Origin of the sequence: Nonomuraea bangladeshensis, from assembly GCF_039529455.1 — a bacterium.
Taxonomy (GTDB): domain Bacteria; phylum Actinomycetota; class Actinomycetes; order Streptosporangiales; family Streptosporangiaceae; genus Nonomuraea; species Nonomuraea bangladeshensis.
This window is the reverse complement of the sequence record NZ_BAAAMV010000003.1, coordinates 829772-852078: the sequence shown is the minus strand read 5'-3', so window position 1 is coordinate 852078 and position 22307 is coordinate 829772. Positions and strand designations below refer to the sequence as shown.

The 22307-nt window shown below is 69.0% G+C and carries 24 protein-coding genes, 2 tRNA genes, 1 rRNA gene and 1 riboswitch; of the genes, 8 read left to right on the top strand and 19 right to left on the bottom strand.

Annotation, left to right across the window (positions count from 1 at the left end; genetic code table 11):
* From ABD292_RS11805 to ABD292_RS11775, 7 genes are all read right to left on the bottom strand, one after another.
* Positions 1–124, bottom strand: a 16S ribosomal RNA gene (locus ABD292_RS11805); the annotation flags it as partial.
* A gap of 450 nt (positions 125–574) precedes the next feature.
* Positions 575–3148, bottom strand: coding sequence for a valine--tRNA ligase (locus ABD292_RS11800; protein ID WP_371252528.1), 2574 nt, complete (start codon positions 3146–3148; stop codon positions 575–577).
* Between the two features lie 130 nt (positions 3149–3278).
* Complete coding sequence (gene clpX / locus ABD292_RS11795) at positions 3279–4562, bottom strand: ATP-dependent Clp protease ATP-binding subunit ClpX (protein WP_091093961.1); 1284 nt, start codon at positions 4560–4562, stop codon at positions 3279–3281.
* Between the two features lie 186 nt (positions 4563–4748).
* Positions 4749–5372, bottom strand: a complete 624-nt coding sequence (locus ABD292_RS11790; protein WP_329592018.1) for an ATP-dependent Clp protease proteolytic subunit — start codon at positions 5370–5372, stop codon at positions 4749–4751.
* Between the two features lie 11 nt (positions 5373–5383).
* Positions 5384–6016 carry a ClpP family protease gene (locus ABD292_RS11785; RefSeq protein WP_020542170.1) on the bottom strand — a complete coding sequence of 211 codons (633 nt, stop codon included), beginning with the start codon at positions 6014–6016 and terminating at the stop codon, positions 5384–5386.
* Positions 6017–6372: 356 nt separating this feature from the next.
* On the bottom strand, positions 6373–7764 hold the full coding sequence (gene tig / locus ABD292_RS11780; protein ID WP_344207141.1) for a trigger factor: 1392 nt from the start codon (positions 7762–7764) through the stop codon (positions 6373–6375).
* A gap of 188 nt (positions 7765–7952) precedes the next feature.
* On the bottom strand, positions 7953–8819 hold the full coding sequence (locus ABD292_RS11775; RefSeq protein ID WP_329592013.1) for a helix-turn-helix domain-containing protein: 867 nt from the start codon (positions 8817–8819) through the stop codon (positions 7953–7955).
* 236 nt (positions 8820–9055) lie between these two features.
* On the opposite strand from ABD292_RS11775, the gene ABD292_RS11770 reads away from it, so the two are divergent.
* Positions 9056–9538 (top strand): ATP-binding protein, encoded by a 483-nt coding sequence (locus tag ABD292_RS11770; protein ID WP_344207140.1) that lies wholly within the window; start codon positions 9056–9058, stop codon positions 9536–9538.
* A gap of 14 nt (positions 9539–9552) precedes the next feature.
* On the opposite strand, the gene ABD292_RS11765 is transcribed toward ABD292_RS11770, so the two are convergent.
* From ABD292_RS11765 to ABD292_RS11750, 4 genes are all read right to left on the bottom strand, one after another.
* Positions 9553–10053 carry a DinB family protein gene (locus tag ABD292_RS11765; RefSeq protein ID WP_344207139.1) on the bottom strand — a complete coding sequence of 167 codons (501 nt, stop codon included), beginning with the start codon at positions 10051–10053 and terminating at the stop codon, positions 9553–9555.
* Positions 10054–10060: 7 nt separating this feature from the next.
* Complete coding sequence (locus ABD292_RS11760; protein ID WP_344207138.1) at positions 10061–11029, bottom strand: coiled-coil domain-containing protein; 969 nt, start codon at positions 11027–11029, stop codon at positions 10061–10063.
* Between the two features lie 6 nt (positions 11030–11035).
* A riboswitch (cyclic di-AMP (ydaO/yuaA leader) is annotated at positions 11036–11173 on the bottom strand.
* Positions 11174–11241: 68 nt separating this feature from the next.
* On the bottom strand, positions 11242–12321 hold the full coding sequence (galT, locus tag ABD292_RS11755; RefSeq protein WP_344207137.1) for a galactose-1-phosphate uridylyltransferase: 1080 nt from the start codon (positions 12319–12321) through the stop codon (positions 11242–11244).
* Positions 12318–13100, bottom strand: coding sequence for a DeoR/GlpR family DNA-binding transcription regulator (locus tag ABD292_RS11750; RefSeq protein ID WP_344207136.1), 783 nt, complete (start codon positions 13098–13100; stop codon positions 12318–12320). Before ABD292_RS11750 ends, galT begins: the two co-directional genes overlap by 4 nt.
* Before the next feature lie 142 nt (positions 13101–13242).
* On the opposite strand from ABD292_RS11750, the gene ABD292_RS48925 reads away from it, so the two are divergent.
* On the top strand, positions 13243–13320 hold the full coding sequence (locus ABD292_RS48925; protein WP_371252575.1) for a 50S ribosomal protein bL37: 78 nt from the start codon (positions 13243–13245) through the stop codon (positions 13318–13320).
* Positions 13321–13364: 44 nt separating this feature from the next.
* Here ABD292_RS48925 and ABD292_RS11745 read toward each other — a convergent pair whose 3' ends face one another.
* The 4 genes from ABD292_RS11745 to ABD292_RS11730 form a co-directional block, all read right to left on the bottom strand.
* Positions 13365–14675, bottom strand: coding sequence for a TrpB-like pyridoxal phosphate-dependent enzyme (locus tag ABD292_RS11745; protein WP_344207135.1), 1311 nt, complete (start codon positions 14673–14675; stop codon positions 13365–13367).
* A gap of 42 nt (positions 14676–14717) precedes the next feature.
* Positions 14718–15350: a nucleoside/nucleotide kinase family protein gene (locus ABD292_RS11740; RefSeq protein WP_344207134.1), complete on the bottom strand. Its 633-nt coding sequence runs from the start codon at positions 15348–15350 to the stop codon at positions 14718–14720.
* 38 nt (positions 15351–15388) lie between these two features.
* Positions 15389–15574 (bottom strand): hypothetical protein, encoded by a 186-nt coding sequence (locus tag ABD292_RS11735; RefSeq protein WP_344207133.1) that lies wholly within the window; start codon positions 15572–15574, stop codon positions 15389–15391.
* 130 nt (positions 15575–15704) lie between these two features.
* Entirely contained in the window at positions 15705–15899 is a 195-nt protein-coding gene (locus ABD292_RS11730; RefSeq protein ID WP_344207132.1) for a hypothetical protein, read from the bottom strand.
* 224 nt (positions 15900–16123) lie between these two features.
* Here ABD292_RS11730 and ABD292_RS11725 point away from each other — a divergent pair, with 224 nt between their 5' ends.
* A complete protein-coding gene (locus tag ABD292_RS11725) occupies positions 16124–16387 on the top strand; it encodes a hypothetical protein (RefSeq protein ID WP_344207131.1) in 264 nt (87 codons plus the stop codon).
* A gap of 80 nt (positions 16388–16467) precedes the next feature.
* Here ABD292_RS11725 and ABD292_RS11720 read toward each other — a convergent pair.
* Positions 16468–16541 (bottom strand) — tRNA-Gly (locus ABD292_RS11720).
* An 89-nt stretch (positions 16542–16630) separates the two neighbouring features.
* Here ABD292_RS11720 and ABD292_RS11715 point away from each other — a divergent pair.
* The 3 genes from ABD292_RS11715 (at position 16631) to ABD292_RS11705 (ending at position 17451) form a co-directional block, all read left to right on the top strand.
* A tRNA-Pro gene (locus tag ABD292_RS11715) sits at positions 16631–16707 on the top strand.
* A 76-nt stretch (positions 16708–16783) separates the two neighbouring features.
* Positions 16784–17215, top strand: coding sequence for a hypothetical protein (locus ABD292_RS11710; RefSeq protein ID WP_344207130.1), 432 nt, complete (start codon positions 16784–16786; stop codon positions 17213–17215).
* A 50-nt stretch (positions 17216–17265) separates the two neighbouring features.
* Positions 17266–17451: a nucleoside/nucleotide kinase family protein gene (locus ABD292_RS11705; RefSeq protein ID WP_344207129.1), complete on the top strand. Its 186-nt coding sequence runs from the start codon at positions 17266–17268 to the stop codon at positions 17449–17451.
* Positions 17452–17682: 231 nt separating this feature from the next.
* Here the strand turns inward: ABD292_RS11705 and ABD292_RS11700 are convergent, their stop codons facing one another.
* Positions 17683–18987, bottom strand: coding sequence for a M50 family metallopeptidase (locus tag ABD292_RS11700; protein WP_344207128.1), 1305 nt, complete (start codon positions 18985–18987; stop codon positions 17683–17685).
* A 141-nt stretch (positions 18988–19128) separates the two neighbouring features.
* On the bottom strand, positions 19129–20244 hold the full coding sequence (locus ABD292_RS11695; RefSeq protein ID WP_344207127.1) for a PP2C family protein-serine/threonine phosphatase: 1116 nt from the start codon (positions 20242–20244) through the stop codon (positions 19129–19131).
* A gap of 118 nt (positions 20245–20362) precedes the next feature.
* Here ABD292_RS11695 and ABD292_RS11690 point away from each other — a divergent pair, with 118 nt between their 5' ends.
* Both ABD292_RS11690 and ABD292_RS11685 read left to right on the top strand, forming a co-directional pair.
* A complete protein-coding gene (locus tag ABD292_RS11690; RefSeq protein ID WP_344207126.1) occupies positions 20363–21595 on the top strand; it encodes a GNAT family N-acetyltransferase in 1233 nt (410 codons plus the stop codon).
* Positions 21596–21639: 44 nt separating this feature from the next.
* Positions 21640–21795 (top strand): hypothetical protein, encoded by a 156-nt coding sequence (locus ABD292_RS11685; protein WP_344207125.1) that lies wholly within the window; start codon positions 21640–21642, stop codon positions 21793–21795.
* Here the strand turns inward: ABD292_RS11685 and ABD292_RS11680 are convergent, their stop codons facing one another.
* Positions 21796–22263, bottom strand: coding sequence for a ribose-5-phosphate isomerase (locus tag ABD292_RS11680; protein ID WP_344207124.1), 468 nt, complete (start codon positions 22261–22263; stop codon positions 21796–21798). It lies immediately after the preceding gene.
* Positions 22264–22307 lie beyond the last annotated feature (44 nt).

Sequence of the window (22307 nt, the reverse complement as noted above, 5' to 3'; positions counted from 1 at the left end):
AGGTTGCTCACGTGTTACTCACCCGTTCGCCGCTCGAGTACCCCGAAGGGCCTTTCCGCTCGACTTGCATGTGTTAAGCACGCCGCCAGCGTTCGTCCTGAGCCAGGATCAAACTCTCCAAACAATGTCTGCGTAATACAGCTTGTCCGGATGAATCATCCAAGCAAGAATCCGTCAAAATGACGGGGTCATACATGTGTGATGCACATGCACTGGCTTTTAACACACTGTTGAGTTCTCAAGAAACGGACGCGAACTTCCTCGCCAGACACTCTTTCAAGTCCCGGCGCCGGAGGCGCACTTCGCTTCCCCTTCAGCTTACCAGATCCGGACGATTCTTGTCAAACCGCCCGTTCCGGGAGCTTCCGGACTTGCCCCTCGTCGAGGCAACCCTCGTAACTTACTCCAACTTTCGCCGCTTGTCCAACCGCCTGGTCGGACCCAGCCCGAATGTCGGGGTTCGTTGTGAGGAGTGGCAGGGCGTACTCGCCCTACACAGAAAACTCTAGCAGCCCTCACGGGCAGGGAAGGTCGTTCTTCGGTAACGAATAGACCTTCCCTGCGTCCGGAAGGTTCAAACCCCCAGCGCGGCCAGCTGTGCCTCAAGCCGCGCGATGTCGGCCGCGGCCTGCTCGGCGCGGCCCCTGACCTTGGCGACCACGTTGTCGGGCGCCTTGGCCATGAACTGCTCGTTGCCCAGCTTGGCGGCCACCTGCGCCGCCTCCTTGCGCGCGGCGGCGAGATCCTTCTCCAGCCGCTTGCGCTCGGCCGCCACGTCGATGGCGCCGGCGGTGTCGAGCTCGACGCTCACCCCGCCCACTTCCAGGCGCGCCGTGGGGTTGAAGGACTCGCCGGGCTCGGTCAGCCGCAGCAGCACCCGCGCGGCCGTCTCCTGCGCCGCAAGCGGCGTGCCGGCCAGCCCCAGGCGGGCCGCGACCTTCTGACCCGGCTTGAGCCCCTGGTCGGAGCGGAACCGGCGGACCTCCGTCACGAGGTCCTGCAGCGCGACGATCTCAGCCTCGGCCTCGGGGTCGGCGTAGCGAGGGTCGGGCACCGGCCACGGGGCCACGACGATCGACTCGCCGCCCGTCACCGCCCGCCACAGCTCCTCCGTGACGAACGGCACCAGCGGGTGCAGCATCCGCAGCAGCGCGTCGAAGACGTTGCCGAGCACCAGCCGCGTGTGGTCGAGCCCCTCACCGAGCTGGATCTTGGCCAGCTCGAGGTACCAGTCGCAGACCTCGTCCCACGCGAAGTGGTAGAGCAGGTCGGCCGCCTTGGCGAACTCGAAGTCCTCCAGTGCGGCGTCGGCCGCGCCGATGACGGTCTGCAGCCGTGACAGGATCCACCGGTCGGCCGCGGTCAGGTCGGCGCCGTCGAGCGAGCCGACGGCAGCGCCGTTCATGAGCGCGAAGCGGGTGGCGTTCCAGATCTTGTTGCAGAAGTTGCGGGAGCCGGCCGCCCACTCCTCGCTCACCGCGACGTCCGCGCCGGGGTTGGCGCCGCGCAGGAGCGTGAAGCGGGTGGCGTCGGCGCCGAAGCGCTCGACCCAGTCGAGCGGGTCGACGACGTTGCCGAACGACTTGGACATCTTCTTGCCGTACTGGTCGCGGACCATGCCGTGCAGCGCCACGACCCGGAACGGCGGCTCGCCGTCCATGGCGTAGAGCCCGAACATCATCATCCGGGCCACCCAGAAGAACAGGATGTCGTATCCGGTGACGAGCACGGACGTCGGGTAGAAGCGCTCCAGCTCCGGCGTGTGGTCGGGCCAGCCCAGCGTGGAGAACGGCCACAGCCCGGAGGAGAACCAGGTGTCGAGGACGTCGGAGTCCTGGGTGTAGCCGGCGGGCGGGTCCTCGTCGGGGCCGACGCAGACGACCTCGCCGTCGGGGCCGTACCAGACCGGGATGCGGTGGCCCCACCAGAGCTGGCGGGAGATGCACCAGTCGTGCATGTCGTCCACCCAGTCGAAGTAGCGCTTGGCCATCTCCGGCGGGTGGATGCGGGTGCGGCCGTCACGGACGGCGTCGCCGGCGGCCTTGGCCAGCGGCGAGACGTTGACGAACCACTGCAGCGACAGCCGCGGCTCGACGACGGTCTTGCAGCGCGAGCAGTGGCCGACCGCGTGCAGGTAGGGGCGCTTCTCGGCGACGATGCGGCCCTCGGCGCGCAAGGCGGCCACGACGGCGGGCCTGGCCTCGAAGCGGTCGAGCCCTTCGAACGGGCCGTGCGCGGTGATGACGCCGCGCTCGTCCATGACCGTGATGGACGGCAGCGAGTGGCGCCGCCCGATCTCGAAGTCGTTGGGGTCGTGGGCCGGGGTGACCTTGACCGCGCCGGTGCCGAAGGCCGGGTCGACGTGCTCGTCGGCGACCACCGGGATCATGCGGCCGGTGAGCGGCAGCTCGACCATGGTGCCGACCAGGTGGGTGTAGCGCTCGTCGCTGGGATGGACGGCCACGGCGGTGTCGCCGAGCATGGTCTCGGCGCGGGTGGTGGCGACCACGAGGTCGTCGGAGTAGCGGATCGAGACGAGCTCGCCCTCGTCCTCGCTGTGCTCGACCTCGATGTCGGACAGCGCGGTGTGGCAGCGCGGACACCAGTTGATGATGCGCTCGGCGCGGTAGATGAGGCCGTCGTCGAACAGGCGCTTGAAGATGGTCTGCACGGCCCGCGACAGGCCCGGGTCCATGGTGAAGCGCTCGCGCGACCAGTCGACGCCGTCGCCCAGCTTGCGCATCTGGCCGAGGATCCGGCCGCCGGACTCCTCCTTCCACTGCCAGACCCGCTCGACGAACGCCTCGCGCCCGAGGTCGTGCCGGGACAGGCCCTCCTTGGCCAGCTCGCGCTCCACGACGTTCTGGGTGGCGATGCCGGCGTGGTCCATGCCGGGCACCCACAGCGTCTCGCGGCCCTGCATGCGGGCGCGGCGGGTGAGCGCGTCCTGGATGGAGTGGTCGAGCGCGTGCCCGATGTGCAGGACGCCGGTCACGTTGGGCGGGGGCAGGACGATGCTGTACGGCTCGCGCGAGCTGCCCGGGTCGGCGCCGAAGTAGCCTCGGGATACCCAGCGCTCGTAGCTGCGGGTCTCGACGTCGGCCGGTGTGTATTGAGTAGGCAGCTCTGGCGTTGTCACAGTGACCAATTCTAGGGAGGGCGGCAAGCGGAAAACGCCCCGCTTGCTCGAATGCGGGCTGGAAATGGGTCCGAAGCGCCGAAAGCGCCCGCGTGGCGTGCTGCCACGGGGCGCTCGGGCGTGAACGGTGCGGGCCGGGTCAGGCAGACTTCTCGCGCGGCGTGCGCTGCTGCTTGACGGCGAGCTGGTCGCGCGGGACGAGCGTCGGGATCGCGTGCTCCAGCACCGACTCGCGGGTGATGACGACGCGGGCGACGTCCTGGCGGGAGGGCACTTCGTACATGACGGACTGGAGCACCTCCTCCAGGATGGCGCGCAGGCCGCGGGCGCCGGTGCCGCGCAGGATCGCCTGGTCGGCGATGGCCTCCAGGGCGCCGTCGGTGAACTCCAGCTCCACGCCGTCGAGCTCCAGGAGCTTGCGGTATTGCTTCACCAGCGCGTTGCGCGGCTCGGTGAGGATCTGGATGAGCGCCTCGCGGTCGAGGTTGTGGACCGAGGTGATGACCGGCAGCCGGCCGACGAACTCGGGGATCATGCCGAACTTCAGCAGGTCCTCCGGCATGACGTCGGAGAAGATGTCGGCGGTGTCGATCTCTTCCTTGGACCGGATGATCGCGTTGAAGCCGATGCCCTTCTTGCCGATGCGCGACTCGATGATCTTCTCGAGGCCCGCGAACGCGCCGCCGCAGATGAACAGCACGTTGGTGGTGTCGATCTGGATGAACTCCTGGTGCGGGTGCTTGCGGCCGCCCTGCGGAGGCACCGATGCCGTGGTGCCCTCCAGTATCTTGAGCAGCGCCTGCTGCACACCCTCGCCGGAGACGTCGCGCGTGATCGACGGGTTTTCGCTCTTGCGGGCGATCTTGTCGACCTCGTCGATGTAGATGATGCCGGTCTCGGCCTTCTTGACGTCGTAGTCGGCGGCCTGGATCAGCTTGAGCAGGATGTTCTCGACGTCCTCGCCGACGTAGCCGGCCTCGGTGAGGGCCGTGGCGTCGGCGATGGCGAAGGGCACGTTGAGCATCTTCGCCAGGGTCTGCGCCAGCAGCGTCTTGCCGGAGCCGGTGGGCCCGAGCAACAAGATGTTGCTCTTGGCCAGCTCCAGGCCGTCGTCTCTGCCCCGGTCGCCCGACTGCACCCGCTTGTAGTGGTTGTAGACCGCCACCGAGAGCGCCTTCTTCGCCTTGTCCTGACCGATGACGTAGGCGTCGAGGAACTCGTAGATCTCCCTCGGCTTGGGCAGGTTGTCCCACTTGAGCTCGGAGGACTCCGAGAGCTCCTCCTCGATGATCTCGTTGCAGAGATCGATGCACTCATCGCAGATGTAGACGCCTGGACCGGCAATGAGCTTCTTGACTTGCTTCTGGCTCTTTCCGCAGAAAGAGCACTTCAGCAGGTCTCCCCCGTCGCCGATGCGTGCCACCCCAGATACTCCTTTGCGTGGGACCGCCCTGCTCTCGCGAGAGCAGTGTCTCCGGACATCCTCCGGACTTGGCCGAACCGCTCAGGTTTCGACGTTACCGTCTTCTGGGCCCTCAGTGAGCCCCCTAGCGGCGAGTCGCACCGGAACGTGCCCTATTGGGCAGCGCTCCGGTGCGTCACGTCTCGTCTAGGAAGCCACGGCCTGAGCTCGCTTCTTCCTGGACGGGATGATGTCGTCGATCAGACCATACGCCTTTGCCTCGTCCGCGTTGAGAATTTTGTCGCGTTCGATGTCCTTACGGACTTCGGCGGAGGCCTTACCGGTGTGCCTGGCCACGATGTCCTCCAGCAGCGTGCGCATGCGGAGGATCTCGCGGGCCTGGATCTCGATGTCGCTGCCCTGGCCGCCGCCCTCGGTGGACGGCTGGTGGATCAGCACCCGGGCGTTGGGCAGCGCGAAGCGCTTGCCCGGGGTGCCGCCCGCCAGCAGCACGGCCGCGGCGGAGGCGGCCTGGCCGAGGCAGACGGTCTGGATCTCCGGCCGGACGAACTGCATCGTGTCGTAGATCGCCGTCATGGCGGTGAACGAACCGCCCGGCGAGTTGATGTAGATGCTGATGTCACGGTCGGGGTCGAGCGACTCCAGCGTGAGCAGCTGGGCCATCACGTCGTTGGCCGACGCGTCGTCGATCTGCACTCCGAGGAAGATGATGCGGTCCTCGAAGAGCTTGTTGTAAGGGTTCATCTCCTTCACGCCGTACGACGTGCGCTCGACGAAGGAGGGGAGAACGTAACGGCTTTCGATGTTCATGTCAGCTCCCCCTAGGAGACGGGCCCGGCCGAGGGCACCTGTCGCGCGCTGCGGACCACGTGGTCGATGAAGCCGTAGTCCTTGGCCTCCTCGGCGGTGAACCAACGGTCGCGGTCGGAGTCGGACTCGATCTGGTCCAGCGACTGCCCCGTGTGGAAGGCGATCCGCTCGGCCAGCGTCTTCTTCACGTAGAGCATCTGCTCGGCCTGGATGGCGATGTCGGCGGCGGTGCCGCCGATGCCGCCCGACGGCTGGTGCATCATGACCCGCGCGTGCGGCAGGGCGTAGCGCTTGCCCCTGGCGCCCGCGGTGAGCAGGAACTGGCCCATGGAGGCCGCCATGCCCATGACCACGGTGGAGACGTCGTTCGGCACGTATTCCATCATGTCGTAGATGGCCATGCCGGCACTCACCGAGCCACCCGGCGAGTTGATGTAGAGCGTGATGTCGCGGTTGGGGTCGTCGGCCGCGAGCAGCAGCAGCTCAGCGCAGATGCGGTTGGCGATCTCGTCGTTGACCTCCTGCCCGAGCACGATGATCCGCTCCCGGAGCAGGCGCTGGTAAAGCTGGTCCTCAAGCCGGAAGGCGGAGCCGTTCTCACGGCCTCGAGACTCAGGCTGATAGAAGGTCGGCGGGCTGGTCACAGCGTCACCTTCCGATGCGTCGTAATCGATTGGCTTTGCTTGTGACCTTAACGCGCGCCGCCCACAGGTCATGCCCGCTCTGCCGGACTGTTCGCTGACGGCGCATGTCCCGCCGCCCGCGCGGGAGAAGCGTGCTGCGGCGGAGTGCGGGCGGATGTCCCTGGAGCGCCCTGAGACGGCGGGACGCGCGCCAGGGGCCGTGACGGCGGGTCACGAGGGCCGGGGCGCGCTGCGTCCTGTGGCGGGCGTCTCAGCCCCTCCGAAGCGGTCGCGGCCGCGCCTCACGGAAACGGCGGAGCCCCCGGACGGGAGGTCCGGGGGCTCCTGCGAAGCGCCGGTGAGGGCGCGGGTGAGGGTTACGCCTCGCCCTTGTCCTCGGTGGTGCCGTCCTCGGCGGCGGCCTCCTCCTCGACGGGGGCCTCGCCGTTGATCTCGGTGTAGATGGCCTTGAGGTCGACCTCGTTGCCGTCGGTGTCGACGACCTTGGCGGCGTCACCGATCACGGACTTGGCCTTGTCGCGGACGATCTCGACCATGGCCAGCGTGAGCTGGTCGTTGTCGGCCAGGTGCTTGGCCAGCTCGTTGGGCTGGACGCCCATCTCCATGGCGCGGCGCACGACGAAGTTGGTCAGCTCCTGCTCGGAGACGCCCAGCTCCTCGGACTTGGCGACCTTGTCGAGCACGAAGCCGACCTTGAGCGCGCGGGCGGAGTTCTTCTCGAACTCGGCGAAGCGCTCCTCCTCCGTCGTCTGGTAGAGGCGGAAGAAGGCGTCGCGGCTCAGCCCGCTCTCGGCCACCTGGTGGTCGAGGTTGTGCTTGCGGGCGTCGATCTCGGCCTTGAGCGCGCTTTCGGGCAGCGGGAGGTCGAGCTGGTCGAGCACCGCGTCGAGGGCCTTCTCGCGGGACTGGACGACCTGGTCGATCAGCTTGTTGCGGCGGGCCTGCTCGCGGATGCTGGCCTTGAGCTCGTCGAGCGTGTCGAACTCGCTGGCGAGCTGGGCGAACTCGTCGTCGAGCTCGGGCAGCACCTTCTCCTTGACCGACTTGACGTTGATGATGACGTCGGCCTGCTCGCCGGCGTTCTCGCCGCCGACCAGCTCGGTCTGGAAGCTCTTCTCGTCGCCGGCGGACATGCCCTCCAGGGCGTCGTCGAGGCCCTGGAGCACGGAGCCCGCGCCGACCTCGTAGGACACCTCGCTGGCGGCCTGCTCCTCGATGTTCTTGCCGTCGATCTCGGCGCGCAGGTCCATCACGACGTAGTCGCCCGCGGTGGCGGCGCGCTCGACGCCGGTCAGCGTCGCGAAGCGCTGGCGCAGCGCGTCGAGCTGGCGGTCGACGTCCTCGTCGGTGACCTCGGCGGAGTCGACGGTGACCTCGATGCCCTGGTAGTCGGGCACGTCGAAGTTGGGCCGGACGTCGACCTCGGCGGTGAACTCGATCTGCTCACCGTCGTCGATCTTCGTGACCTCGATGTCAGGCTGGCTGACCGGGAATACGTCGGCCTCGTCGACGGCCTGGCCGTACAGCTTGGGCACGGCGTCGTTGAGGGTCTCCTCCAGGACGACCGCCCGGCCGAAGCGCTGCTCGATGATGCGGGCCGGAACCTTGCCAGGCCGGAACCCGGGGACGCGCACCTGCTGCGCGACCTTCTTGTACGCCGCATCCATGCTCGGGCGCAGCTCGTCGAACGGCACCTCGACAGTGAGCTTGACCCGGGTCGGGCTGAGCTCCTCGACAGCGGTCTTCACGGAATGGTCTCCTTGATCAAGCTACGAGTGATCGCGGGCGCGTCCATTCGGTCGGCTCACGCGCCGCGCCCACATGAGCGGTGTTGGGCATGCTCCGCCTCGGCGGCATCCAACGCCGGTGGTCCAGTCTAGGGCAGATGCATACCCAACAACGACGTCCCGGCGGTCACAACGACGTCCGCATGCCGTCAGAACTCGTCCGCGATCTTCCTCAGCAGCTCGATCGTCTCGTCCGGAGTGGTGCTGACGGCGCAGAGCCGCTCCATGACCTCGGTGTAGCGGTCGACGTCCTCGCGCTTGTCCAGGTAGAGGGCGCTGGCGAGTTGCTCGACGTACACGACGTCGGGCAGGTCGGGGTCGGGGAAGCGCAGGACGCTGAACGCCCCGCCCTCCGCGCTGTGCCCGCCGAAGCTGAAGGGCATGATCTGGATCGTGATGCTCGGCTGGCGCATGAGGTCGATGAGGTGCTCCAGTTGCGCCTTCATCACCTCGGCGCCGCCGATCGGGCGGCGTAGCGCCGCCTCGTCGATCACCGCCCAGAAGACGGGCCCGTCCGGCCTTTCGAAGATCCTCTGGCGCTCCAGTCGGAGATCGACCCTCCTGGCGATCTCCTCCGCTCCGATGCCCGCCGTCCCGGCGGTCACCACAGCCCTCGCGTACTCCTTGGTCTGCAGCAGTCCTGGCACGAACTGGACCTCGTAGGTCCTGATCCTGGTGGCGGCCTCCTCAAGGCCGACGTACGCCTGGAACCACGTGGGCAGGACATCGTTGAACCGGTGCCACCAGCCCGGCTCGTTGGCGGTGGCGACCAGGTCGAGCACGGCGGAGCGGGCCTGCTGGTCGACGACCCCGTACAGGGTCAGCAGGTCGGCCACGTCACGCTCTTTGAACCCCACCCGGCCCAGCTCCATGCGGCTGATCTTGGATTCTGAGCCACGGATGAGGTGGCCCGCCTCCTCGCGGGTGACGTTCTTCGCTTCCCTGAGCTTGCGCAGTTGGGAGCCCAGGAGGATGCGCAGCGCCGTCGGCCCGGAACCCGGCTGGTTCTGCGTCACTTTGCCTCCTATCAAGGTCCGCACCACACAGTGACACCACATTGCCTGCTATGACAAGGTCCCAACCAGGTGTCCGATTCGCCTTGTCCACCGGGGAAAACGCCGCTTGCGGCTGCACATTGCAGCTGCACGTGCATTTGGGTCTTGCAGCCGCAGCCGCTCGTGACCCATGATGGCTTAGTGCATATTGGGCCAAACATGCACTAACCAAGGCTTTACGGGGAGGTATTGGCAGGATGGTAGAGGACCCTCTGGCCACTGCCGACTGCCTCGAGATAACCCGCGAGGTCGGTTTCGACCAGTTGCTCACTGGTCGTGGCGGCAAGCCGTACACCACCTCGTGCCCGTTGCCCTTCCAGGCCGACTCGGTGAAGACCGCCAGGGACGTCACCCGCAACACCCTCCGGGGCTGGGGGCTGCACGACCTGAGCGACGACGCCGCGCTCGTGGTCTCCGAGCTGGTGACGAACGCGGTCAGGTACGCGATGCGCTCCTCGGGCCGGCGCGAGATCGAGCTGCTGCTCATGCGGGTCAGCCCCCACGTGCTGCTGGCCGTGGCCGACCCCAGCGACGAGGTGCCGCGGCGCAAGGAGCCCGACTTCATCTCCGAGAACGGCCGCGGCCTCTACATCGTCGAGACCTACAGCCAGAGCTGGGGCTGGGACCGGCTGGCCCGCGGCGGCAAGGCCGTCTGGGCGCTCTTCCGCACCGAGCCGTGACCGCCTTCTTCTGATCACTCCCCCGTGGCGCCGTCGATGCGTTCGCGCAGGAGATCGGCGTGGCCGTTGTGCCGGGCGTACTCCTCGATCATGTGGACGAGGATCCAGCGGTGCGAGCAGTCGCCGCCGTTGCGCTCCCCCACGGCGTCGAGCGGCCGCGCGGCCGAGATGGCGCGGGCTCGCTCGATCTCGTCCCGCCAGGTCTCGAACGCCTCCTCCACCGACGCGGTGTCCACTTCCTTGAAGTCGGCGTCGTTGTCGCGGTCCTTGTCCCACAGCTTCGGCACGTCCTCGCCGGCGAGCACCCGGCGGAACCAGGCGCGCTCGACGTTCGCCATGTGCCGTACCAGGCCGAGCAGGGACATCCCGGAGGGCTCGGCGCTGCGCAGGCGCAACTGCTCGTCGGTCAGGCCGGCGCACTTGACCGCGAGGGTGCCGCGGTGCCATTCGAGCCAGTTGTTCAGCACGGTGCGCTCGTCGCCGGTCAGCGGCGGAGGGGTGCGAGGGTCTTCCATATTCCGTTCAGTTCATCGAGATGTGGACGTGGTCGTAGTGGTTCTCGGTGATGCTGCCGCGGTCGGACATCGCGCGCCAGCCGGAGCCCGAGTTGATGCGCTGCTTCCAGATCACGTACTTGACGCCTAGTTTGCTCTGGTTCTGCAGGGCCCAGGCGGCGATGCGGTCGCCCAGGGCGTTGTTGGCCGCGCTGGGCATGGTGCCGCCCGAGCTCATCATGAAGTCGCAGGCGCGGCCGAGCGGGTGCTCGCCGCTGGAGCCGGAGCGGAAGCAGCCCACCGAGAACGGCAGCGCGAAGTTCTTCGTCACCTGCTCGCGCATGAGCCGGGTGCGCGCGGTGATGTTGTCCGAGCCGGCCGGCAGCTCGGGGGCCCAGCTGCCGTCGGAGTTGCGGCCGGTGCCGTACGGGACCAGATCGGCCAGCTTGTCCTTGATGTCGTCGATGACGTCCTCGGCCTCGTCGCGCTGCTCGGCGACCTCGGCCGCGTCCGCGCGGATCTTGACCGCCAGCGCCTCGGCCTCGGCGGCGGCCTTCTTCTTCTCGTCGCGGGCCGTTGCCACGCCCTGCACCAGCGCCTGCTGCTCGGTGGTGAGCTGGTCGAGCACGGCCGCGCTGGCCCCGTCGAGCATGAAGCCAGGCACCGGGGGGTTGCCGTTCTGGTAGCGGAGGCGGGCGAGCTCGGCGACGCGCTGCTCGGAGGCGGCGAGCGTGCGCTCGGCCGTGGCCAGGCGTTCCTTGGCGGTCTCGGCGGTCTCCTGTGCCTTGGCCAGCTCGACGCGCTTGAGGTTGTACTGCTCGATCAGCTTGTCGACCTTGGTGTTGAGCCGCTTGAGCTGGGCGCGGAGCTGTGACTCCGACGGCTTGGGCGCGGCCGCCTGCACAGCGGCCGCCTGCGCAGGGTAAGGCGTCGACAGGAGGACGGCGGCGGCGGTGACGAGACCGATGGCGAAGGGCACGGGGGACGAAGCCGCCACGTACAGGGTTCCTCTCCCTCTGCCGGCCGGGTTAGCTGACGGGTTCGGGCGTGAGAGCGTCCCTACCACCGAAGTGGATTCACCCCAGGTGCGGTGGGTCCCCGGCTCCCGGGCGACGCGCCCGGGATTAGGCGTGCGACGGCTGGTGAGGCCGTTGCTTATGGGGATATTAGTGGTAGATCACAAGTAATGCGACCTTAAGTAGAAATCTATTAGTGATCGAGTTGTGATCGGAGCATGCGTGCCGCCTCCTCCGGCAGCACGTCGTTGACGAAGGCGCCCATCGCCGACTCCGACCCCGCCAGATATTTCAGCTTCTCGGGCGCCCGCCTGATGCTGAACAGCTCAAGCCGCAGGTAGGCGAGGTCCCGCCCCTCGCGCACGGGCGCCTGGTGCCAGGCCGCGATGTACGGCATCACGACCCCGAACAGCCCGTCGAAGGCCCGCAGCACCGAGGTGTAGAGCGGCGCGAACGCGGCCCGCTCCGCCTCCGTCAGCGCCGGCAGGTCCGGCACCTGCCGGTGCGGGTAGACGTGCACCTCGAACGGCCAGCGCGCGGCGGCCGGCACGAACGCCGTCCAGTGCTCGTTGGAGGTCACGACCCGCGTGCCCGCCGCGCGCTCGGCGGCGAGGACGTCGGCGAACAGGTTGCCGGGGCCCTTGTGCCGGGAGGCCGCGCCGAGGTTGAGCTTGGTGCGCGGGGTGACGTACGGGTAGGCGTAGATCTGACCGTGCGGATGCGCGAGCGTGATGCCGATCTCCGAGCCGCGGTTCTCGAAGCAGAACACCTGCTCCACGCCCTCGACGGCGGACAGCTCGGCGGTGCGGTCGGCCCATGCCTCCATGACCAGCTCGACCTGGTCGTCGGAGAGGCGGGAGAAGCTGGAGTCGTGGTCGGAGGTGAAGCAGACGACCTCGCAGCGGCCGGCGCCGGGACGGACCTCGCTCAGGCCGCCCACATCCTCATAGGTGCCGAAATTTCGGGAGAAGGACGGGAAGCGGTTCTCGAACACCACGACGTCGTAGTCGTACGCCGGGATCTCCGTGTCGCGGCCGGGCGCCGACGGGCACAGCGGGCACTCGGCCGCCGTGCCCTTCGGCTGGAACGTACGGGTCTGGCGGTGCCCCGCCATCGCGATCCACTCCTCGGTCAGCGGGTCGTAACGCAGCTCGGAGGCCACCGGCCGGGGGCCGAGCTCGCGCCGGTCCACCGCGCTCCGGTCGGCGTCGTCCCTCCGGTCGAAGTAGATGAGCTCCCGGCCGTCGGCCAGATGGGTGATGGTGCGCTTCACAGCGTGCCCTCTTCCGCGATGATGAGTTCGCCGGCCCGGTCGGCCAGCTCCGTGCGTGCTTCCTCCGGCAGCGCCGCGTCGCTGATGACCACGTCGGCCTCGCTCAGCTCGGCGATGGTGCTGATGCCGACCGTGTTCCACTTGGTGTGGTCGGCGGGCACCACCAGGCGGCCGGCGGCGCTCACCAGCTCCCTGTCGGTCTCGGACTCCAGCAGGTTGGGCGTGGTGAAGCCGGCACGGACGCTCATGCCGTGGACGCCGAGGAAGAGCGTGTCCACGTGCAGGCGGCGGATCGCGGCCACGGCGACCGGGCCCACCAGCGCGTCCGATGGCGTACGGACGCCGCCGGTCAGCACCACCGTGCGGTCGGCACGCGGGTTGCGGTGGAAGACGTCGGCGACGGGGACCGAGTTGGTGATCACGGTCAGCTCGGGCACGGCGATCAGGTGATGGGCGAGGGCCCACGTGGTGGTGCCCGCCGACAGCGCGACTGCGGTGCCCGGCCGGACGAGCTGCGCGGCGCGGCGCGCGATCGCCTGCTTCTCCGGCTGCTGGCGGGCGGACTTGGCGGTGAAGCCCGGCTCCTCGGTCGAACCGGGGCCGAGTGCGGTCGCGCCGCCGTGCACCTTCTCCAGCAGGCCGCGCTCGGCCAGCACCTCGAGGTCGCGGCGGATGGTCATGTCGGAGACGCCGAGCTCGCGTACGAGGTCGGCCACGCGTACGCCGCCGTTGCTGCGTACGCGTTCGAGGATCGCCTGCTGACGCTGCTGTGCGAGCACCCTTGCCCCTTCCAACAGATTCCACCAAATTATGACATGACGATGGTGGGAAATGTTAGTTCGCGTGGATCACTTGCCTGGTCGGCGCGGTGGGAGGACGGTGGGGATCCATGCCGGACCCCGAACGCGGGAGGCGAGCTTCATGGCCAGGCGAGCACGCAAAGGCAAGGCGCGCAAGAAGAAGAAGGCGAACCACGGCAAGCGCCCCACCGCACGTTAGGAACCACCGGGTGGCCGCCTCCTGCGGCCACCCGGCGATCAAGGTCAGGTCGGCAGCTCCGTGAGCGCCTGGTCGATGCGCTCCTGCGGCAGCGTGTAGTCCTCCAGCTCGCCGCCCAGGTGCCGGTCGTAGGCCGCGAGGTCGAAGTGCCCGTGGCCGCACAGCGCGGTCAGGATGACCTTCTCCTCGCCGCTCTCCTTGCAGCGCAACGCCTCCGCGATCGTCTCGGCCAGCGCGTGCGTGGGCTCGGGGGCCGGCACGATGCCCTCGGTACGGGCGAAGCGGACGCCGGCCTCGAAGCACTCGCTCTGGGCTCGGGTGACGGCCTCGAACAGGCCCAGGTCGTACATGTGCGACAGCAGCGGCGACATGCCGTGATAGCGCAGGCCGCCCGCGTGGATCGGGTCCGGCACGAACGAGTGGCCCAGCGTGTGCATCTTGAGCAGCGGTGTCAGGCCGGCGGTGTCGCCGAAGTCGTAGGCGTACACGCCGCGGGTGAACGACGGGCACGCGGCCGGCTCGACCGCGCGGAACACCGTGTCCAGGCGGCCCGCCAGCTTCTCGCGCAGGAACGGGAACATCAGCCCGGCGAAGTTGGAGCCGCCGCCCGTGCAGCCGATGACCAGGTCGGGCAGCTCGGGGAGCTGCTCCAGTGCCTCCTCGCCGATGAGCGTCTGATGCATGAGCACGTGGTTGAGCACCGAGCCGAGCGCGTAACGGGCGTCGGGGGTCGCGGCCGCCACCTCGACGGCCTCGCTGATCGCGATGCCGAGGCTGCCGGGCGAGTCCGGATCGCCGGCCAGGACCTTGCTGCCCGCGCCGGTCACCGGGGACGGGCTGGCGTGCACCGTCGCCCCGTACACCTGCATGAGCGAGCGGCGGTAGGGCTTCTGGTCGTAGGAGGCGCGCACCATCCAGATCTGGCATTCCACATCGAACTGGGCGCAGGCGAAGGCCAGCGACGATCCCCACTGCCCCGCGCCGGTCTCGCTCGTGAGCAGCCGGACGCCTTCCTTGGCGTTGTAGTACGCCTGCGGGACGGCGGTGTTCGGCTTGTGGGAGCCGGCCGGCGAGACGCCCTCGTACTTGTAGTAGATCCTGGCCGGCGTGCCGAGGGCCCGCTCCAGACGGCGGGCCCGGATCAGCGGCGTCGGCCGCCAGAGCCGGTAGACCTCCATGACCTCCTGCGGGATCGGGACGAACCGCTCGGTGCTGACCTCCTGCGCGATCAGCTCCATCGGGAACAGCGGGGCCAGGTCGTCCGGCCCGACGGGCTCGCGGGTGGCCGGGTGCAGCGGCGGCGGAGGAGGAGCGGGCAGGTCGGGAACGATGTTGTACCAGTTGCTCGGGATCACTGTTTCAGTCTGCGCCCGTTACGCACGGCAATCCAGTAACTCTCAGCTACCGGTCAACACCGCCGGCCGATCGGGGTGGTCGGCCCGGACGACGACGTCGGCCGAGCGTTGGGGGCGGGCCTCGCGCTCGTAGCGCTCGTACGCGGGCAGCCGCCACCGCTCCTCCTCCGGCGTGCCGCGGCTCAGCGCGCCCGGCGACAGCCACACGTGCACGCTCACGTCGAACGGCAGCCCGTGCCCCAGCAGCAACGTCCCGTCGACCAGCGCCACCCCGCCGGGCGGCAGCTCCTCGTACGGCGCCCGGTAGGCGCGGTCCACGCTGCTGTTCCACAGCGCCGGCAGGACCCGCCCCGACCCGCCCGCGTCCAGCGGCTCCAGCACCTCCCGCCGCAACGCCTTGACGTCCAGCCAGTCCTCGTAGAAGGCGTCGGGATCGGTCCTGCCGTGCTCCAGCCGCAGCGACGCCGGACGCAGGAAGTCGCCGGCGGACACCCGCAGCACCGGCCTCCCGCGCAACCGCAGCGGGGCGACCAGCTCGTCGGCCAGCGCCTCCGGCCGCGCCGCGGGGGCGCCGTCCACGGCCACCCGCACCCACGCCTCCCGCGGCCGACCGGCGATCAACTCGGCCAGCTCCTCGACCAGGACGTCACGGGAGATCGGTCGCGCGCGCATCATCCTTCTCAGCTTACGATCGCCCGCCCGCCGACCTCGGATCAGGCTGTCCAGGCCGTGATCCGCACGAGCAGCATCGCGCCGAACCAGCAGGCGAACATCAGGATGATCCCCGTACGGAGCTGCCGGTGGTCCTGAGCATTCCTGCCGCGCCGCCGCGCTCTCATGACCAGCGTGATGGCCACGGACACGAGGGCAAGCGTCTGCACGATCTCGACCCAGGTCACGAGGCGACGCTACTCCCGCCGCGCGGACGTGTCGATCACGAGAAGGGAAAGGCCAGGCAGCCGCGTGCGACTGACTGCTGGGCTCTGCCCGGGACGTGGCGGACGGGAAGATCGGGCCCTCAGCCACTGACTACTCGAAGGCTGGACCGCTTTCGCGATCACCCTGGAGCCGAGTGCCCCCGCCGGAGGCGTCGCCTGCACAGAACAGCTTCCAGAGCTGGATGCTCATCACAACGAACAGGGCAACTCCGCCGAGCAGAATCACGAGCACGAAGAGCGCGAACGGATGGAAGATCACTGAGCCTCCTGTCGTCATGCTGGTCATAGGTGACCCCTGATTCCTCAGCCCGCGCGGCTCCCGCGCGAGAACGGCCCAAGGCCGCACGCGCAGCGCGGAGGGCCGCCGCCTTGGAGCCTTCCTCGCCGGCAACGTGGTTGAGCCAGTCACCGCAGGGCTAGGGAGGGCTGCATGATGGCCGGTGCCCGACGACTTTCGGCACCATCCGAGCGCTTCCCTCCGGCAGGTACCATGACGCTGATCTTTGGCTGGTGAAGATCTCGTTCGGCGCATACGCCGAGCAGTGGATCACCGGCAGCGTGATCAAGCCCACGATGGAAGATCTCTACCGGAGATTGCTCAAGAACCACTTCGCCCCGGCTGTCGGCAATCGCAGTCTGACCGGCATCCGAGAGGCAGACGTACGACGGTGGCGCAAGGATCGGCTCGCCATGGTGGGGCCGTCCACTCAGGCGCTCGGGGAAGCCCGGCGGGTGGCAAGGGGCGGTCAGGCCGACGAGACGAGCGGCGCGTGAGTGGCACGGTCAGAGAGACAAGGTCGGATAACAGCAAGGCCCAGACTCGGGATCAACTCCCGGACCTGGGCCTTCGTGCTTGGAGCGGACGACGGGAATCGAACCCGCGTAGCTAGTTTGGAAGACTAGGGCTCTACCATTGAGCTACGTCCGCGCGAACCGGTCGAACTCTGGTCTAGACTTCATCCGGTCGTCAGAGCGTAAGCGTACCGGAGTCCCGGGGCGCATGCGCACTCGGCGAAGCGGGGCGTGGCGCAGCTTGGCAGCGCGCTTGCTTTGGGAGCAAGAAGTCGCAGGTTCAAATCCTGTCGCCCCGACCAGCTCGAAGGCCCCTTCCGATGCGGAAGGGGCCTTGTGCGTCCGGGCGCGGGTCATCAGTCGGCAGACTATGGGCGCATGGAGATACTTCCGGGCGCGGGTGTGGCCCTGGTGAAGGTCGGGGACCAGCGAGCCGAGGTTGAGGGCCGGATCGGGGGCCCGGTGCATGGCCACGGCAGTAAGAACGTCTACGACACCGCTCCCATGTTGATCGTCCACTACGGCCCGGACGACCGGGTCGAGCTGGTGGAGATCGCCTACTCGGGCCACGGTGGGGAAGAGGTGTTCTTCGACGGCGTGCAGCTGACCTACCGGTTCATGGACGAGGTGGTTTCCGGACTGGTTGCGAAGGGCCACACGGGCACGTCTTCGGACATCGGGTTCACCTTCCACGCCGGCTTCTCCGTGTGGTCGATGGGATCTCTGTGGGCTCTCGATCTGGACCCTGACGCGGACGAGGAGGACGAACGGTCGATCGTCGAAGGGGTGTCGGTCGCCCCCTACTCGTAGGGGACGAGGGCTGAGCGGGCCGCGGCGAGCTCATCAGCCGGCTGGTCGAGGTGATCGGGTCCGTCGCGGCCGCGCACCCGCTGCGGGTCGTCGTCGGCGGGCCGCCCGCCGCCGGCAGGACCACGCCGGCCGATGAGCTCGCCGTCGTCCTGCGCGCGCAGGACCGCGACACCATCCGCGTGACCGTCGACGACTTCCTCTTCGCCCGTGCGCAGCGCTATCGACGCGGCCGGTAGTCGGCCGAAGGCTGTTACTTCGACCCCCGCGATCGTGCCGGGTCCTGCTCGATTCGCTGGGCCCGGTCGCAGATCGGAGGTTCCGACACACCGTGGTCCCCCGCGGCCGCGCCCGCTTCCCCAGACGCCGTACTGCTCTTCGACGGGGTCTTCCTCCTGCGTCCAGAACTCACGGTCCTGGCGCGACCGCCACATTGCTCCAACAGCCGGCCTGGGAAGTACGGCCGCCGGTCAGCCGGTCAGGGTAAGCGGGTTGACCAGGTCGGCGTAGACCAGGAGCCCGGCCATCACCATCATGACGAGCGCGATCGCGTACGTCAGCGGCAGCACCTTCGCGATGTCCACGTACTTCGGCTCCGGCCGTCGCATGATCTTCGCGTACGCCCGCTTGATGCCCTCCCAGATCCCGCCGGCGATGTGCCCGCCGTCCAGGGGCAGCAGCGGGATGAGGTTGAACATGCCGATCGCCAGGTTGAAGCCGGCCAGCAGGTTGACGAAGATGGCGATCTTCTTCTCGTTGGTCAGGTCGCTGGCCAGGATCTCGCCGCCCATGCGGCCCGCGCCCACGACGCCGACCGGACCCTCGGGGTCGCGCTTCTCGCCAGAGAAGGCCGCGTGCCAGACGCCGACCATCTTGTCCGGCAGGTTGAGCAGGGAGCCCGCCACACGGCCGGTCAGCTCGCCCATGTAGCCGACGACCGCGCCCATGCTCTGGCGCTGCATGACCTCGGTGGGCAGGACGCCGAGGAAGCCGACGTTCTTGTCGATCTTGCTCGGGTCCTGGAGGTTGGGGCGGTCCTGGGCGATGAGGGTGACGTCGAGCGTCAGCGGCTTGCCGTCGCGTACGACGCCGAGCTCGACCGGGCCGGGGCCGTGGGAGCGGATGAGCCGGGTGGCGTCCTCCCACGTGGTGATCTTCTGGCCGTCGAAGGTGACCATCCGGTCGCCGGGCTTGAGTCCGGCCTGCGCCGCGGGAGTGGGCTGGTCGCCGGCCTGGCAGGTCTTGCGCTGCTCGCTGACCGGGATCACGCAGGTGGAGGTCTCGGGCGAGACGACCGGGGCCCAGGCGGGCAGGCCGATGCCGACCAGCAGGATGCTGAAGAAGACGAACGCGAGCACGAAGTTCATCAGCGGCCCGCCGGACATGATGATGATCTTCTGCCACCACTTCTTGCGGTAGAAGACGCGGTCCTCGTCGCCGGGCCGCACCTCCTCCTGGGCTGCGTCCCTGGCCGACTCGATGAGGCCCTGCCAGGGGCCGGTGGCGGTGTTGCGCAGTTTGTTCGGGTCGTCACCGGGGCGCGGCGGCAGCATGCCGATCATGCGGATGTAGCCGCCGAACGGGATCCACTTGATGCCGTACTCGGTCTCGCCCCTGCGCCTGGACCAGGCGGTCGAGCCGAAGCCCACCATGTACTGGGTGACCTTGACCCCGAAGAGCTTGGCGGGGATGAGGTGGCCGATCTCGTGCAGCGCGATGGAGAACATCAACCCGAGCAGGAAGAGGATGATCCCCACCAGATAGAGCCAGTTCATCTATGCGCGCTCCAGGGCAAGGCGGACGGTCCAGACAGCTTCAGGGTAGTCGACTTCCCCGGTCCTCAAGGGCCTCAGACATTTTGGGCAGGCGTTGACAGTACGCCCTTCTCACGACCTGGCCCGTGTCGAACGTCAGGGTCACGGCCGCCAGATGAGCACCAGCGCGCAGTCGTCGTTGTGCCCCGAGGCCATGGCGTTGACCAGCGCGCGGGCGCCGTCGCGGAACCCCGAGGGCAGCAGCCGCTCGGCCTCGCCGAGCAGCCGGTCGAGCCCGGCGTCGATGTCGCGGCCGGGCTGCTCGATGAGCCCGTCGGTGAACAGCAGCAGCGCGTCGCCCTTGCGCAGGGTGCCGCTGTCGGGCTCGCAGTGCAGGTCGGGCACCACGCCGAGCACGACGCCCTTGGCCGCGGCGACCTGCCAGCTCCCGGTGCCGGCGTCGAACTTCACCACCGGCGGATGTCCGGCCGAGGTGATCGTGTAGTCGCCCGTCGCGAGGTCGAGGCGCAGGTGCACGGCGGTCACGAAGCCCTCGTCGCCCCGCTGGCGGTGCAGGTAGGCGTTGCAGGCGGGCAGGAAGTCGTCGACCGAGCCGAGCAGGCCGCCGAACGTCCCCGACAGCAGCAGCGCCCTGGTGCCCGCGTCCACGCCCTTGCCGGAGACGTCGACCAGGGCGATCTCGACGCTGTCGCCGTCACGCATGGACACGAGGAAGTCCCCGCCGAAGGAGGACCCGCCGGCCTGCTTGAGCACCACCTTGGCGCCCCAGTCCTTGGGCAGCGGCGGCAGCTCGCCCTGTCTCTTGAGCCGGTCGCGCAGCTCCAGCAGCATCGCGTCACCGCGCAGCCCCTGCACGCCGAGCTTGCCTCGGGTGCGCGCCATGAGCACGGCGAGCACGGTGGTGAACCCGATCGTCACCATGAGCCCCACCCCGACGCTGCCCGCGCCGAGCGTGACCGCGACGTAGCCGAGCGCCGCGCCCACGGCCACGAGCAGCACGACCAGGCTGCGCAGGCGCAGCTGCAGCCCGCCGACCAGGGTGACGAGGATGAGCAGGGACGGCGAGAACCACTCGGTGGAGACCTGGCCGGCCAGCACCCCGATGAGCAGCGCGAGCACGGCGAGCGTGATGAGCAGATTGCGGTCGCGGGCGAGCGGCCCTCTGCGGACGAAGCGGACGATGGACACGAGGAAGGGCACCCGCGCCAGCGCGGCGCGGACCCGTGGCGGGATCAGCGGCGCCGGACGGGAACTCATGATGGGCCTGACTGTATCGGTCCGCATCCCGTTTGGGCAGTCCACTTGACCAAGGCCTTGATCATTACGTGCGGATATTCGGTGGCTCTCCCCCTTTGCCCGCTCCTACCGTGGACGGATGAGCTTCCCCATCCGTCCGATCGCCGAATCCGAGTGGACGGCGTACGTCAACGTCATGAACGAAGGGTTCGGCTGGACCGCGCCGCCCGGGATGATCGAGCGGTTCAAGGCCGAGACCGAGTTCGACCGGACGCTGGCCGTCTTCGACGGCGAGGTCATGGTGGGCACCACCGACACCCTCAGCCTCAGGATGACGCTTCCCGGCGGGCGGCAGTTGCCCGTGGGCGGGGTGACGTCCGTGAGCGTGCTGCCCTCGCACCGGCGCCGCGGCGTGTTGTCGCAGATGATGCGCCGTCAGCTCGCCGACATCCGCGAGCGGGGGGAGGCTGTGGCCGCGCTGTACGCCTCCGAGTCGGGCATCTACGGCCGCTTCGGCTACGGCCGGGCCGCGAGCGAGCTGTCCTTCCGTATCACCAAGCGTGCCGCGGCGTTCGTGCCGGACGCGCCCGCGGACCCGTCGTTGCGGATCAGGGTGACGCCGCCGGCCGAGGTGCGGGACGAATTGGAGGCCCTGTTCGCCTCCGTGGTGACCGCCCGGCCCGGCCGCTACGAGCGGCACGCCGCCTTCTGGAACAGCAGCCTCGCCGACGACGAGTCCGACCGGGGCGGGATGGGCGCGCTGCGCTGCGTACTGGCGGAGGACGACGGGGGCGTGCGCGGGTACGCGTTGTTCCGAATCAAGTCGTCCTGGGACGACAACGGGGTGCCCGAGGGCGAGGTGCGGCTCCATGAGCTGGAGGCGAGCGATCCGGCGGCGTACGCGCTGCTGTGGCGCCACCTGCTGGACCGGGACCTCGTGACCACGCTGCGGGCGGGCAGACGTCCGGTGGACGACCCCCTGCAGACGCTCCTGGCCGACCCGCGCCAGCTCCGCGCGACCTACGGCGACGAGCTGTGGGTACGCCTGGTCGAGGTGGACCGCGCGCTGACCGCGCGCGCCTACGCCGCCCCCGTGGACCTGGTGATCGAGGTGGACGACGACGTGTGCCCGTGGAACGCCGGCCGCTGGCGGCTCACCGCGGACCCGTCGGGCGCGGAGTGCAAGCAGGTCGAGGACGAGCCGGACCTCACGGTGCCGGTGGCGGCCCTGGGCTCGGCGTATCTGGGCGACGGGCAGCTCGGCCCGATGCTCGGCGCGGGGCTGCTGCGCGAGCACACCCCGGGCGCGGTGCGCGACCTCGCCACCGCGATGTCCTGGAGCCCCAGGCCGTGGGCGGGCCGGGTCTTCTGAGCCGCCTCTCCCGAGAGCCGGGGCTTCGGACGTACGCTCGGGGCATGGCCTTGCAGAGCTTGCAGATCACCGCGACGATCGCCATGCGCGCCCGCGACGTGTCGCGCCCGGCGAAGGAGCAGCAGGAGGCCGCCGACCGGCGGCCCCTGCGTGACGAGATGCCGAAGCGCGAGACCCGGCGTAAAGGGCAGAACAGCTAGTCAGGGCAGCGGCGGGAGCTGGCCGATCGTCTCGTACGAGGCCAGCTGCGCGATGCGCCGGCTGTGGCGCTCGCTGCCGGAGAAGGGCGTGCCCAGGAACACCTCGGCGAAGCGGGTGGCCTCGTCGAGGGAGTGCATGCGCGCCCCGATGCTGACGACGTTGGCGTTGTTGTGCTCGCGGGCCAGGCGCGCGGTGTCCTCGCTCCAGGCCAGGGCCGCGCGGATGCCGCGCACCTTGTTGGCGGCGATCTGCTCGCCGTTGCCCGAGCCGCCGATGACGATGCCGAGGCTCGCCGGGTCGCCCGCGACGCCCTCGGCGGCGCGCAGCACGAACGCCGGATAGTCGTCCTCGGCGTCGTAGACGAAGGGACCGCAGTCGGTCACCTCGTGCCCGTGGTCCTTCAGCCAGGACACGAGGTGGTTCTTGAGCTCATAGCCGGCATGGTCGGCACCGATGTAGACACGCACCCGCCCAGTCTTCCACAGCCCCGGGGTGGCGGCTCGCGCACTAG